This is a genomic window from Serratia myotis (assembly GCF_027474885.1).
GTDB lineage: Bacteria > Pseudomonadota > Gammaproteobacteria > Enterobacterales > Enterobacteriaceae > Serratia > Serratia proteamaculans.
This window is the reverse complement of record NZ_CP099707.1, coordinates 3751673-3765731: the sequence shown is the minus strand read 5'-3', so window position 1 is coordinate 3765731 and position 14059 is coordinate 3751673. Positions and strand designations below refer to the sequence as shown.

12 protein-coding genes are annotated in these 14059 nt (G+C 53.7%); 4 read left to right on the top strand and 8 right to left on the bottom strand.

What is annotated here, in order from left to right:
* Nucleotides 1–123 precede the first annotated feature (123 nt).
* The 3 genes from rsuA (at nt 124) to NHG65_RS17850 (ending at nt 3035) form a co-directional block, all read left to right on the top strand.
* Nucleotides 124–837, top strand: coding sequence for a 16S rRNA pseudouridine(516) synthase RsuA (gene rsuA / locus NHG65_RS17860; RefSeq protein WP_099063710.1), 714 nt, complete (start codon nt 124–126; stop codon nt 835–837).
* 39 nt (nt 838–876) lie between these two features.
* On the top strand, nt 877–2085 hold the full coding sequence (locus NHG65_RS17855; RefSeq protein ID WP_099063711.1) for a Bcr/CflA family multidrug efflux MFS transporter: 1209 nt from the start codon (nt 877–879) through the stop codon (nt 2083–2085).
* Nucleotides 2086–2690: 605 nt separating this feature from the next.
* Complete coding sequence (locus tag NHG65_RS17850) at nt 2691–3035, top strand: YejG family protein (protein WP_085117672.1); 345 nt, start codon at nt 2691–2693, stop codon at nt 3033–3035.
* A gap of 9 nt (nt 3036–3044) precedes the next feature.
* Here NHG65_RS17850 and yejF read toward each other — a convergent pair whose 3' ends face one another.
* The 8 genes from yejF to NHG65_RS17810 all read right to left on the bottom strand — a co-directional run bounded on the left by yejF (nt 3045) and on the right by NHG65_RS17810 (nt 13317).
* On the bottom strand, nt 3045–4637 hold the full coding sequence (gene yejF / locus NHG65_RS17845; protein ID WP_112348880.1) for a microcin C ABC transporter ATP-binding protein YejF: 1593 nt from the start codon (nt 4635–4637) through the stop codon (nt 3045–3047).
* Between the two features lies 1 nt (nt 4638).
* Nucleotides 4639–5664, bottom strand: coding sequence for an ABC transporter permease (locus NHG65_RS17840; protein WP_099063713.1), 1026 nt, complete (start codon nt 5662–5664; stop codon nt 4639–4641).
* Nucleotides 5661–6755 carry a microcin C ABC transporter permease YejB gene (locus tag NHG65_RS17835; RefSeq protein ID WP_099063714.1) on the bottom strand — a complete coding sequence of 365 codons (1095 nt, stop codon included), beginning with the start codon at nt 6753–6755 and terminating at the stop codon, nt 5661–5663. The genes NHG65_RS17840 and NHG65_RS17835 overlap by 4 nt, the downstream gene beginning before the upstream one ends.
* Before the next feature lie 10 nt (nt 6756–6765).
* Nucleotides 6766–8574: an extracellular solute-binding protein gene (locus NHG65_RS17830; RefSeq protein ID WP_099063776.1), complete on the bottom strand. Its 1809-nt coding sequence runs from the start codon at nt 8572–8574 to the stop codon at nt 6766–6768.
* Nucleotides 8575–8663: 89 nt separating this feature from the next.
* Nucleotides 8664–10250 carry a cyclic di-3',5'-guanosine monophosphate phosphodiesterase PdeN gene (pdeN, locus tag NHG65_RS17825; RefSeq protein WP_261416724.1) on the bottom strand — a complete coding sequence of 529 codons (1587 nt, stop codon included), beginning with the start codon at nt 10248–10250 and terminating at the stop codon, nt 8664–8666.
* A 346-nt stretch (nt 10251–10596) separates the two neighbouring features.
* Nucleotides 10597–11172: a bifunctional murein DD-endopeptidase/murein LD-carboxypeptidase gene (gene mepS, locus NHG65_RS17820; RefSeq protein ID WP_012145960.1), complete on the bottom strand. Its 576-nt coding sequence runs from the start codon at nt 11170–11172 to the stop codon at nt 10597–10599.
* 408 nt (nt 11173–11580) lie between these two features.
* Nucleotides 11581–12291 carry a phosphatase PAP2 family protein gene (locus NHG65_RS17815; RefSeq protein ID WP_099063717.1) on the bottom strand — a complete coding sequence of 237 codons (711 nt, stop codon included), beginning with the start codon at nt 12289–12291 and terminating at the stop codon, nt 11581–11583.
* A gap of 51 nt (nt 12292–12342) precedes the next feature.
* A complete protein-coding gene (locus NHG65_RS17810) occupies nt 12343–13317 on the bottom strand; it encodes a CobW family GTP-binding protein (protein ID WP_129936525.1) in 975 nt (324 codons plus the stop codon).
* Nucleotides 13318–13634: 317 nt separating this feature from the next.
* On the opposite strand from NHG65_RS17810, the gene NHG65_RS17805 reads away from it, so the two are divergent.
* Nucleotides 13635–13943: a YmdA family protein gene (locus tag NHG65_RS17805; RefSeq protein ID WP_219016658.1), complete on the top strand. Its 309-nt coding sequence runs from the start codon at nt 13635–13637 to the stop codon at nt 13941–13943.
* Nucleotides 13944–14059 lie beyond the last annotated feature (116 nt).

Genomic DNA, 14059 nt, shown 5'->3' with positions numbered 1-14059 from the left:
TGTGACAGTAATCGCTGTATCCCCCTCTTCGAACCTGCTCTGTTGCACCTGGTGCAACGGCGGGTGTCATATTTTAGCAATACGATCAATGCGATCATAACAACGACAGGCAAAGCAGATTCAATGCGACTGGACAAGTTTTTATCTCAGCAGTTAGGTGTTAGCCGTGCGCTGGTAGCGCGCGAACTTCGGGCAAAACGCGTCACCGTGGACGGTGAAGTGGTGAAGAGCGGGGCACTGAAACTGACTCCGGAGCAGGAGGTGGCGTTCGACGGCAACCCGCTGCAGCGCCAAAATGGCCCGCGCTATTTTATGCTCAACAAACCGCAGGGTTACGTTTGCTCCACGGACGATCCCGATCATCCGACGGTGCTGTATTTCCTCGATGAGCCGGTGGCCTACAAGCTGCACGCTGCCGGTCGCCTGGATATCGATACTACCGGTCTGGTGTTGATGACCGACGACGGCCAATGGTCGCACCGTATCACCTCACCGAAACATCACTGTGAGAAAACCTATCTGGTGACGCTGGAGCATCCGCTGGCGGAAGATACCGCACAGCAATTTGCCGAAGGCGTGCAGTTGCATAACGAAAAAGATCTGACCCGGCCTGCGCAACTGGAACAAATTGAAGACAAGCTGGTGCGTCTGACCATCAGTGAAGGGCGTTATCACCAGGTGAAACGCATGTTTGCAGCGGTCGGCAACCGGGTTCTCGAGCTGCATCGTGAACGTATCGGCGCCATCGTGATGGATGAGGATCTGGCAGAGGGCGAATACCGTCCGCTGACCGAAGAAGAAATCGCCAGCGTCGGTGCTCCGCACCTGCAAGATTAATTCAATACTAGATTACGGCTGATGAAGGAGTCGTCGAACGTGTTACAGAACCGGTCATCTCACCTCGGTTTGATTTTTATTCTGGGCCTGCTGTCCATGCTGATGCCGCTGGCTATCGACATGTACCTGCCCAGTATGCCGGTGATTGCCAAACAGTTCGGCGTCGGGGCGGGCAGCGTACAGATGACGCTCAGCGCCTATATGCTCGGCTTTGCCCTAGGGCAGTTGTTCTACGGGCCAATGTCGGACAGTATTGGCCGCAAGCCGGTGATCCTGTGGGGAACGCTGATCTTCGCGATTGCCGGTGGTGCCTGCGCCATGGCGCAGTCGATCGATCAACTGATCAACCTGCGTTTCCTGCATGGGCTGTCGGCGGCGGCGGCCAGCGTAGTGATTAACGCCCTGATGCGCGATATGTTCACCAAGGACGAGTTCTCGCGCATGATGTCGTTTGTCATCCTGGTGATGACCATTGCGCCGTTACTGGCGCCGATGATCGGTGGCGCGCTGTTGTTGTGGTTCAGTTGGCATGCGATTTTCTGGACCATGGGGGCCGCGGCGCTGATCGGTTCGTTGCTGGTGGCGTTCTTTATTAAAGAGACGCTGCCCAAAGAGCGGCGGCAAAAATTCCATCTGCGTACCACGCTGGGTAACTTCGCCTCATTGTTCCGCCATAAGCGCGTGCTGAGCTACATGCTGGCCAGCGCCTTCTCCTTTGCCGGTATGTTCTCGTTCCTCAGTGCCGGCCCGTTCGTGTATATCGAACTGAATCATGTTTCACCGCAGCACTTTGGCTACTATTTTGCGCTGAATATTGTCTTCCTGTTCCTGACGACGCTGGTCAACAGCCGCAATGTCCGGCGGCTGGGCGCGATCAAGATGTTCCGTTTGGGGCTGTTTGTTCAGTTGGCCATGGGGCTGTGGTTGCTGGCGGTGAGCGCTATTGGCCTGGGGTTCTGGGCATTGGTGATTGGCGTGGCGGTGTATCTGGGCTGTATTGCCATGATTTCATCTAACGCCATGGCGGTGATCCTGGACGATTTTCCGCATATGGCGGGCACGGCGTCTTCACTGGCCGGTACCTTGCGTTTCAGTATCGGTGCATTGGTGGGGGCGATACTGGCAATGGCACCCGGCAAGAGTGCCTGGCCGATGGTCTCCTCGATGGCGCTGTGCAGCATCGTTGCGGTGCTGTTCTATCTGTATGCCAGCCGGCCGCGGCATAAAGCGTCGCCTGATACCCCGTAGTTTCTCCTTTCTGACTCAGGCTCAATCTGGTGTTGGGCCTGAGTGAAATCAGCCTTCTGTCACTCCCTTCTGAAATTCAGGCGCAATAAAAAATTCGTTGCTAAATATAAGCGCGCTAAGCGATGGTTTGTCGTGCTGCCTGTGTGCTTTTTGTTAAAAAAAATGCTCTGCCTGCGCCGGGCTGCAACCGGTCTTTCCCCGATAGGTTTGACCTGGAAACGTTGCGCAATTTAACTTAGTGATAATGATAATCAATGAGTTAACGCGTTATCACTGGCTGTTGAACAACCTTAAATGTTTCCTCAATGTAAAATTATGCGGAGCAATAAGTAACCGTATTGCAAGAAAAAAGAGTTGAGATCGCGGCGGGAAAGGGTTACATATAACGAAAAAATGCGAGCTGAGTCGCAAAATGCCGTGAAATGACCCCCAATGGGAGTCACTAAAACAGCAGGACATCGGCAAGCGCAGGGAACTAGTTAACCGCTTGTGACATATTTTACATTTAAATAACATTCATGAGCGGCAGAGTCAGGCGTCAACGGCTATAACTTAGTTACCCTGTCAGGTAAAAAGTGTTTCATTTTTCAAACTAGGGATTTCATGTGGAAAGTATCCAACTTTCGGTAGTTCATCGCTTGCCGCAAAGTTATCGTTGGCTATCAGGTTTTACCGGCGTCAAGGTTGAACCGATTCCGCTCAGCGGAATAGACGAAGATAACAACCTGATGGGGCTGAAACTGCTCAGCCATGAGGGCGCGGACGCCTGGCAGGTGATGCAGCAGCTTAAGCTGTCTTTGCAGGAGATTCAGGTCGACTGCGCCATCGTAGAGTGGGAAGGGGAACCTTGCCTGTTTGTGCATCGCGGCGATGAAAGCGCCACCATGTGCCGGTTAAAAAACGTAGGTGCCGCCATTGCCGAGCAGATGAGTGCTCAATACCCTTTCTAGCTCCCGTCGCTAATCCGCCAGCTGTAACAGCTGCTGCGTATAAGCGGCGGTCGGTGAGTTAAAGATCGTCTGGCAGTCGCCTTGCTCCACCACTTCCCCCTGTCGTAACACAATCACCTGATGGCACAGTGAACGCACCACCTGTAGGTCGTGGCTGATAAACAGATAGGCCAGCCGGTGGCGTTGTTGCAGCGATTTCAGCAACGTCAGGATTTGCGCCTGTACTGATTTATCCAGCGATGAGGTCGGCTCATCGAGGATCAACAACTGCGGTTGTAAAATCAGCGCCCGTGCGATGGCGATGCGTTGGCGTTGGCCGCCGGAAAACTCGGTGGGGTAACGGTAGCGCAGGGCGGGATCCAATCCTACCTCCTGCAATGTTTCAATCACCCGCTGCTCTCGTTGTGCGGCGCTCAGTTTCTGGTGCACTTCCAGCCCTTCGGCGATGATTTGCAGCACATTCAGCCGTGGATTCAGCGCGGAGAAAGGATCCTGGAACACAATCTGCATCTGGCTGCGGTACGGCAACATTTGCTTCATGCTGAACTGGTGCAACGGCTGGCCTTTAAACCACATTGAGCCGTTGGCATTAAGCAAACGCAGTAACGCCAACCCGGTGGTGCTCTTACCCGATCCTGACTCGCCCACCAGCCCGACGCTTTCCCCGGCCTTCAGTTCAAAGCTCAAATCTTTCAGCGCATAATGTTGGTCCACCGTGCGGCGCAGTAAACCACGCCTGATCGGGAAACTGACCTGGAGGTTTTCCACTTTCAGTAACGGGGTGGCATCCGCCGGCAGCGGCAGCGGGTCACCCAGGTTCTCTGCCGCCAGTAATTGTTGGGTATAGGGGTGTTGTGGCTGGCTAAACAGGCGGGCTCGGTTGTTTTGCTCAACGCATTGACCCTGGCGCATGACCGCCACGTTGTCCGCCAGACGGCGCACAATATTCAGGTTATGGGTGATAAACAGCAGTCCCATGCCCATTTCTTGCTTCAACTCTTTCAGCAACAACAGAATTTGCGCCTGAATGGTCACATCGAGCGCAGTGGTGGGCTCATCGGCAATCAGCAGCTTAGGCTGGGTTAACACCGCCATGGCGATCATCACCCGCTGGCGCTCGCCGCCGGAAAGTTGATGCGGGTAGTCTTTCAGGCGGCCTTTGGCGTTACGGATACCAACCCGATCCAGACATTGAATTATCTCACCGCGTGCAACATCGCGCCGCATACCGCGATGCAGCACCAACACTTCCGCCAGCTGTTTCTCAATGCTGTGCAATGGATTGAGCGACACCATCGGCTCCTGGAAAATCATCGAAATCTGGTTGCCGCGCACCTTGCGTAGTTCGGCCTCCGGGGCGTGCAGCAACGAATGGCCGTTGAACTGGATATCACCGCCGGTATAGACCACCGGTGGCGAAGGCAGCAGGCGCAGCACCGACAGCGCGGTGACGCTTTTGCCCGAGCCGGACTCCCCGACCAGTGCCAGCGTTTCTGCCTTTTCTATCTGTAGCGAAATGCCGTTGACCACCTGATTCAGTTGGTCACCCTGGCGGAAAGCGACGCCGAGATCCTGAATTGAAAGCAAAGGAGTGCTAGCCATATCAATGCGCCTTGCTGGGGTCAAAAGCGTCGCGTACCGCTTCGCCAATAAAAATGAGTAAAGACAGCAACACGGCCAACACCAGGAACGCGGTGATGCCGAGCCACGGCGCCTGCAGGTTGTTTTTACCCTGCAGCAACAGCTCCCCGAGCGACGGAGAACCGATCGGCAGGCCAAAGCCCAGGAAGTCGAGTGAGGTCAGGGTGGTGATGGAGCCGCACAGAATAAACGGCAAAAAGGTCAGCATCGCCACCATCGCATTGGGCAGCATATGCCGGTACATAATGACCCGGTCCTGCACCCCCATGGCGCGCGCGGCGCGGATGTAGTCATAGTTACGGGTGCGCAGAAACTCGGCGCGTACCACGCCCACCAGGCTCATCCAGCCAAACAAAATGGTGATACCAAGCAGCCACCAGAAATTGGGTTGTACGATGCTCGACAGCATAATAATCAAAAACAGCGTCGGCATGCCTGACCACACTTCAATCAAGCGCTGGCCCCACAGATCCACGCGGCCGCCGTAGTAACCTTGTATCGCACCGACACAGACGCCAATCACGCTGGAAAACAGCGTCAATGCCAGCCCGAACAGCATCGAAATACGAAAGCCATACAGCACGCGGGCCAGTACGTCGCTGCCGTTACCGTCGGTACCTAACAGATTTTTGCGCGAAGGGGCTGAGGGGAAGGGCACCTCGGTGGCGAAGTTGATGGTGTCGTAACTGAAGCGAATCGGTGGCCAAACTGCCCAGCCGTGGCTATCGATCTGTTTTTTGACGAACGGATCCTGGAAGTCGGTGACGGTATTGAGCTCACCGCCGAAGGTGGTTTCGCTGTAGTCGATAATGAACGGCAGGTACAAGCGACCCTCGTAGCGCACCAGCAGCGGCCTGTCATTGGCGATCAGATTGGCTCCCAGGCTGAGGATAAACAGCACCAGAAAAATCCACAGCGACCAATAGCCACGGCGGTTGCTGCGAAAGCGAGCCCAGCGTGCCTGATTGATCGGGCTTAAGCGGCTCATTGGCGGGCCTCGAAATCAATGCGAGGATCGACCAGGGTATAGGTGATATCGCTGAGGATATTCAACAGCAGGCCAATCAGGGTGAAGATATACAGCGTGCCGAACATCACCGGGTAATCGCGCTGGAGGGTCGCGTCATAGCCCAGCAGCCCCAGACCGTTAAGCGAGAACATCACTTCGATCAGCAATGAGCCGGTGAAAAACATGCTGACAAAGGTCGCCGGGAAACCGGCGATCACCAACAGCATGGCGTTGCGGAACACGTGGCGGTAAAGGATCTTGCTCTCGTCCAGCCCTTTGGCGCGCGCGGTGACCACGTATTGTTTGCGGATCTCATCAAGGAATGAGTTTTTGGTCAGCATGGTCAGGGTAGCGAAGCCGCCAATCACCGTTGCCAACACCGGCAGCGTGATATGCCACAGGTAATCGGTGATCTTGCCATACCACGGCAGGGTATCGAAATTGCTGGAAACCAGACCGCGCAGCGGGAACCAGTCAAGGTAGCTGCCACCGGCGAACAGCACGATCATCAGAATAGCGAACAGGAAGGCCGGGATGGCATAGCCGATGATAATCAGGGTGCTGCTCCAGGTATCGAAGGCGCTGCCGTTATGCACCGCTTTGCGGATCCCCAGCGGGATCGACACCAGATAGATAATCAGCGTGCTCCACAGCCCCAGGGTGATCGACACCGGCAGGCTATGGCCAACCAACTGCATTACGGATGCACCACGAAACAGGCTGTCACCGAAGTCGAGGCGCATGTAATTCCACAGCATGGTGAAATAGCGTTCGTGCAGCGGTTTGTCGAAGCCATAGCGTTTGGTGATCTCAGCGATCACTTCCGGATCCAGCCCGCGTGAGCCGCGGTATTGGCCATCCGTCGCACTGCCGACACCGATATGCGCATGTCCCAAACCTTCACCGGCACCGCCGCCACCAAAGCCGCTGCTCTGGCCCATTTCGATAGTGGCAATCGCCTGATCGACCGGGCCGCCGGGGGCGATCTGCACGATAAAAAAGTTAATGGTGATGATCGCCCACAGGGTGGGAATGATCAGCAACAGCCTGCGAATCAAATAAGCCGTCATCGCTGACCCCTTACTGTTGTTGAGCCGGCAAACGCGCCGCCTTGTTGACGTCAAACCACCAGTTATCGAAACCAATCACGTAGGCCGGGCGGATCGACGGCGTGGAGAATTTGTCCCAGTAGGCATAGCGGTCGTGGTTGGAATACCACATTGGCAGCATATACCGGTTCCAGGTCAATACCCGATCCAGCGCGCGGCCCAGCGGCAGCAAGGCTTTCTCGTCGCCCTGATGCGCGGCGATCTGTCTGACCAGGCTATCGACTGCAGGATCGCTGACGCCCGATCGGTTATAGCTGGAATTAATGTATTCGGAATCCCAGAGTATTTTCAGATCGGGGCTAGGGAATGGCACCGCCATATAAACCGTCGGCATCATATCGAAATCACCGTCGCGCATGCGCTTGGTGAATTGGGATATGTCGATTTCACGGATCTGCATATCGATGCCCAGTCGTTTCAGGTTGTGCTGGAATGGCAATACGTACTGGAAATTGCTGCCACTCAGCAACAATAATTCAAAGCTAAACGGCTGACCGGTTTTGCTGTTGACCAACTGTTGGTTTTTCACTTCCCAGCCGGCCTGTTTCAGCAACTGAGTGGCTTTTAACAGATTTTGGCGATCGTTGCCGCTGCCATCAGAGGAAGGGGGTTGATAGATACTGGTAAACACCTCTGCCGGCACCTTGCCCTTCAGCGGTCCCAGTAGCGCCAGTTCGGCCGCATCCGGATAGCCGCTGGCGGCATACTGAGTATTCTGGAAGTAGCTGTTGGTGCGCTGATAGGCGTTGTAATACAGCGCCTTATTCATCCAGTCGAAGTCAAAGGCCAGCGTGAGCGCTTCCCGCACCCGAGGGTCGGCGAACAGAGGGCGTCTCATATTGAAGGCCATCCAGCGGGTGTTCTGCGCCGACTGGTTGGTTTCGTCCTGCTTGATGATGTAATTGCGGGCGAAATTGCCGCCCTGATACTGGGTCGCCCAACTTTTTGGCGAACCTTCGATGCGGAAGTCATAGGCACCGGCCTTGAAGGCCTCCAGCGCAACTTTGTCATCCAGATAATAGTCGTAGCGGATACTGTCGAAGTTAAAGCGGCCGCGGTTGACCGGCAGATTGGCGGCCCAGTAATCGCGAACGCGCTGATAGGTAATGTATTGACCGAGCCGGTAACTGGCGACCTTATAAGGACCGCTGCTGAGTGGCGGGGTGTTCAGCGGCTCGCTCAGTTTGTGATCTTTCCAGAAGCTCTGCGGCAAAATAGGCAGGCCGAACAACCCCAACAACTTATCTTTATCCGGCTGCGGGAATTCAATACGCACCGTCAGACGTGAGATAGCCTTGACCGTAACGCCTTTATACAGCACGCGAAACTGCGGTACGCCTTCGGTCATAAATTTGTTAAAGGTGAAGGCGACATCGGCAGCGGTGATCGGTGAGCCATCGTGGAAGCGGGCGCGGGCGTTAATATCCAGCTCCACCCAGCGCATATCGGCCGGGAAGCGAGCAGATTCGGCAATCAGTGGGTAGTAGCTGCCGATCTCATCGTCTGAGGTGGTAAACAGGGTGTCATACAGCGCGTCGGTTCGCTCGCCGGGTACGCCACGTTGCGCATAGCGGTTAAAGTTATCATAGGTGCCAATCGCCGCCAGTCGTACGTCACCGCCTTTCGGTGCCGCCGGGTTGACGTAGTCATAATGGCTGAAGTCGGAGGCATATTTCGGCTCACCGAGCTGGGCGAAAGCATAGCTTTCATTGAGGGTTTCGGCCTGCAGGCCAAAACTCAGTGCTGAGAGCACCAGGGCAGCAAAAACGCGCACGGACATCTTGACGGTAAGCTCCTGCTGTAAAGTCGATGAAATCTGGGGCAGCATAACATTTTCTGCCGTGCCTAAGGGTAAAGAAGTTAAAAAATTCAGTCCTTTAGCACCTGATGGTCCATGACCGTATGGGCGTTACAGAAGGCCACGAAGTTATCGATGCTCAGCGGCTTGCTAAAGTAATACCCCTGCATAAAGTTAACGTCCTGTTCCTTCAGGAAGTGCAGCTGTTCGGCGGTTTCCACCCCTTCGGCCACGGTTTGCATTTTCAGTTTCTTGGCCAGGGAAATCACCGCGTCCAGCACCGGGGCAGTGACCGTATCCCGACCGATGGAGTTGACGAAGCCGCGGTCTATTTTCAGATAGTCCATGCTAAAGCGTTCCAGATAAATCAACGCACTGTGGCCGGTGCCAAAATCATCGATGGCGATTTCAATGCCTTGTTGATGCAGCCAGTCGAACTCGGTCAACGCGTTGCCTTCCTCCACCATGCCACGCTCGGTAATTTCAAACACCAGTGTGAAGTAGTCCCCCGGCAATTGCGCCAGCAGTTCGTACACGTCGTGGTGGAAAGAGGGGGCATTGAGGTGGGAAGGGGAGATGTTCAGGCCGAGCTTGGCCCCCTGCGGCAATGCCGTCGCCAGCTTGGGCGCGTCTTCGGCAATCAGGCGGAACAGGTGTCGTGTCAGCGGTACAATCAGCCCTTCGTTCTCGGCATAGGGAATGAAAAGGTCCGGCGGAATACGTCCTTCGATGGGGTGCTGCCAGCGGATCAGTGCTTCCAGCCCGCCGATGGTGCCGGAACGGGTATGAAACACCGGCTGATATTCGATAAAGAACTCGTTGCGTTTGATTCCGCGCATCATTGCCCGCTCCGGGCTTTGGCGCAGCAACAGCATGTAGTAGCACAGCACGCCGATCATCAAAGACAGCACCAGGCTGCCCAGCAGCGTCAGGCGGATGTCGTTGGGCGTCAGTTTTTGGTTATAAAACAGAATGGTCATCGGCGTGCCGGCGATGGAGATGCGATCGGCCTTTTCGTCCGGCAACTGGTTCAGCGGCATCAGGTTTGGACTGAAACTGGTCAGGGCGCGATCGCCCAGAATAATGGCAACGCCATGGGACCGAACGGTGCTGGTGCCGAACATCTGTTGGGGCATCAGGCCAATATCCAGGGTGGCCAGTATGCCGGTGTCTTCTTTACCTGGCTGACGCAACCAAACGGCAACCGCCGGTTTTCCAGGGACCAGTGGGGTACCCTGCTGCAGTTTGAGATCCAGCCGTTGCTGTTGGTCAATTTCCGGGTAGATGTTTTTTAACGCCAGCATCATGTTACCGGTAGCGGAAGAGCAATAGGCAAAGCCGTTTTTCACTAACATAAAGGTGCGCACACCGGAATGGAAGGCTGCCTGGTAGGTAAGTTCTGGCTGGCTGGTTGCGCAGGGGCGTTCGGTTAACGGCATCAATTGGTGCATGACTGCCGTGAGGCTGTTAAAGGTCTCGAGGGTGAGTTTCTGCGTCCGTTGTTCTAGCGCACGTTGATATTCTGTGCGCTGGTGGCTAATCAAAGAAAGCGTAATAGCCATAAACAGGATAAAAAATACCAGAGCCACGATACCGCTTTTAGCCAGGCTGCGTCGTCTGTGCGAGACGTGGCGTGCAAATGCCCTTTTCAAGCCCATAAACCTGCCCCCTGAGCACGGCGTATCAATTTGTTTTTGTTATAGAGTGACTGTCTAATATATCGCAATGACGGTGTTGCAGCCATTATTCATCGTTTATCCCACGGTGATAATAGTTTAAACCCTGCATTATCGCTGTTATTCCCATTTGACGATAATAGGTGAGTTTTTCATCGTTGGCGTCGTTTCCCAGCAATAATCTTGCGAAATATAAACGGGGATGTCGAAAACATCGCAAATAGATAATGGGGGGGCTTAGTGGGGGGAACTCCGCGCAAAAAAAACGCTGCCCGTAGGCAGCGTTCTATCGCTCGTTTGGTCTTCAGGACAATCAGGTTTTGCTCCGTCAGCTGCTGGTAAGCACCCGGCGGGCTTCGCGATAACGTTTATTCCAATAGTTATCGCTCAGTTTCGAAATCATCACGCCGCTGCTGGTAGAGGCATGAACGAATTGATCGTTACCTAAATAGATGCCGACATGGCGTCCGGTAGAGCCGGCGCGGAACAGCACCAGATCGCCAGGACGCAGTTTGGTGCGCAAGATTTTCTTGCCCATGTCTTCCTGTTCATAGGTAGAACGAGGTAAGTCCATGCCAAACTGTTCACGGAAAGTACGCTGTACAAACGCTGAGCAATCAATGCCGCGCTTGGTTTCACCGCCTAAACGGTAGCGAACGCCTTTCCAGTCTGCATACTGATCCATAATTTTTGACTTAACGTCAACGTTACGGACCATTGCTTCGAATTCATCCTGAGAGGCTTGCAGTAAAAGACCATCTTTGTCATTAACTGCACGCATCTCAGTTTGTGCGTTATTCAAGTTCGAAGTGTGTGTCGTGCTGCACGCGGAGAGCATTACCGCTGCGGCAATTGCAGGTACTACCCGCAAAAAATATCTCAGAAACGGTTGAGATTTGACCATTGTTATTGTTTTCCCTTGAAGTCCTTAACGACGTCAGTCGCTACCTGAAAAATGCCAAACGGAACGAGACTAATCTGCACCTGCTTTATCGACAATCAGATACCGCCGAAAACGTGCTGGAACGCACACTTTTAGTGGATTTGATGCTGAGTCGAGTTAAACCAGGCACAAACGCATCCGAGATTACCGTAACGAATTGGGGATTGCGAGCCTTTTTCCGCCCTTTTATATATGAATTTGTGATGTAACATAATGTAAATCATCATATAAAAAACGCTGATTGTCCGTTGTGTTGATTTTGCGTGAAATTAGGTGACAGAAGCGTTAACGCGGTGATGTGGAAATAAACAGGAAGCGGCGGGGAAATTATCAGGAGGCTGGCGGCCTCCTGCGGGTCATAACGGTGGGTTATGGTTGTGTTGGGCGGTGCTTACCGGGCAGCATACGATTCAGGCGCAGGATCAACACATCGCTGAGTGGGGTCATCAGGCACCAACTGGCCCCCACCAACACCACCGACAGCGAACCGACGGCGATATCCGTAAACCAGTGAGCGCCAATCATTACGCGTGGTAATGAAAACACCACCGTGATCAGCAGCGCGACGGCAAAGGCGCGGCGGTTAAAGTAGCGCAGCATAAAGCAGGAGAAAATCATCAGCATCATGCCGTGGTCGCCAGGGAAGCTGTCGCTGGAGGCATCTTTGGTGGGAATGCCGGTCAGTTCACTGACGCGATTAACATTATCAAAACTCAGCGACGGGCTGGGGTGCTTGACCGGTAACAGATGACCCAGTTGATTCAACACCACGGCGGTCAGCAGCATAACAACGCCGGTGACCAGCAAACGGCGACGGCCGGCGGCATCCTGTTGCAGATAAAAGCACAGGTACAGCAACCCCATGGCAATCAGCGAAATTACATCAAACGCACGGTTATTGGTAATGGCCACCAAATGCAGAAAAGCGGGGTCGGTCGCCAGATGACGATTAAAAAAGAAGAAAATCGACGAGTCCAGGGTAAACCAATAGCCGTGGTTGGCTGGCAGGAACCAGGACAAAAACAGCGCAATGCCCAGTATATTGAAGAAAATGATGAAGGGTAAATTGCGGCGAGTCATGGCATAACCTGTTGTAAGTCTAAAATGAAAAGGGTGCTAACGGTAAAGATCTCAACTTAAACGAATGTTAAACAGTTTGGATTGCAGCGCGTTCCAGTCCGCATTCTCGTTGTGAATCAGTTCAATTCGGCTGTCCAGTGGTGCGACCGGGCGCGTTTCGATACTGAGATCCTGTCCCTGACGGTTGATCAAAAGGGTGCCTTCAGCAATACGCACTACGCCTTTGGCCCGTTCGACCGGTGCCAGCCGTATCCACTCCATGATACCAACGGTATCGAACACGGTATCGGCATCAAAGATCCAGCCGCAGCTGGTAAATCCCTGGCCCTGATTGAGCGCTCTTCGCCAGCGTGAGTTTTCCGGCAGTCGCAATGCAGCCAAGCCCTGCGTTTTACTGTGGCTATGATGATGCTGCGCATCCGGTAATTCTGTGCGATTCGTGCGAGGAAGGTCGAGCAGGGCGACATCCGCCTGACCCTGTTGGATGTGATAAAGCGGTCGCTGCCGGGGATCCTGTTCCGCCCACTGCTGCAGGGCCAGCAGATCTTGTGGCTGATAAGTGTCGCTCTTGCTGGCCAGAATAATGTCGGCGGCCGCCAGTTGATCGCGGAAGTTTTCGTTTTCGCGGTAACGCGGTTCGCTGAGCTGGCGTGCGTCCAACAGGCACAGGGTCGCTTGCAAGTCGATCCAACCGGCATAGCTGTCCTGCGTCAGCAACGACAAGATCTGTTTGGGATGCCCCAGGCCGGTGGGTTCGATCAACAGTCGGTCGGGTTTACTCTGTTGCAGCAGCATATTCAGCCCGACCTGCATTGGCAGTCCGTTGACGCAGCACATGCAACCGCCAGGGATCTCTTTGAGTACCGCGCCGCTGTCTGCCAGCAGTGCGCCATCGATGCCAATTTCACCGAACTCATTCACCAGCACCGCCCAGCGTTCATGCTCTGGCTTGTTAGCCAGCAAATGACGGATGGTGGTGGTTTTACCGCTGCCAAGGAAACCGGTGATCAGGTTAGTTTTAGTCATGGATTATTCCTGATGTAATAGTAGTGGTTGATCAATAAATAAGCAGTGCAACTCTGTCTGAGCGAATGAGGTTGCTTTACCAGCGCCAGATCACAAATTTGGCAGGTTAAGATGCGATATTTAACCGGCTAAATCCACGATAAATTGTCGGAAAATTCTTAGGTAAAACCATGGATTAGCCATGGATACCGTTTGTTATTAGCTTGTTTTTTCTTTGTTAATTGCCCGATTACCCCACAAATAATTCCTCTGACCTTGCGATTATTCTTAAGAAGATCCTCTATGGTTAAATTGGCTTAACAAAAAATGAGGTTGCCATGAATGTCTTCCGGTTATTTTTGATCGCAGGAATATTGTTTTCATGGACGGCAGCAAGTCATGCAGGAACCACTGGCGGGGTTATTCGTTTTGTCGGTTCTATTGTGGAAAGTCCCTGCACGGTGAACATCGCCGATTCAACGGCCAAGACACAATGTTACCGCAATGGGCAGCACTATCAAGGCCAACAGACACTGTCTAAATTTGATGCTACGCGCAAAGAGCTTCCACTGAATTTAGGGTCGACCGAGATGAAGTGGGTGGATCAGCAGAAAAACCTTGCAGTAATGACGGTAGTTTATCGTTAAGTCGTTCGGCCATGACGGACAGTTTATCCGGCATGGCCATTTCCCCGTCGCCTTTCAAGTTACAGCGTTATTACCTGCACTCGCTCACCCCAGTTACTTACTCAAGTAAGCGCCTG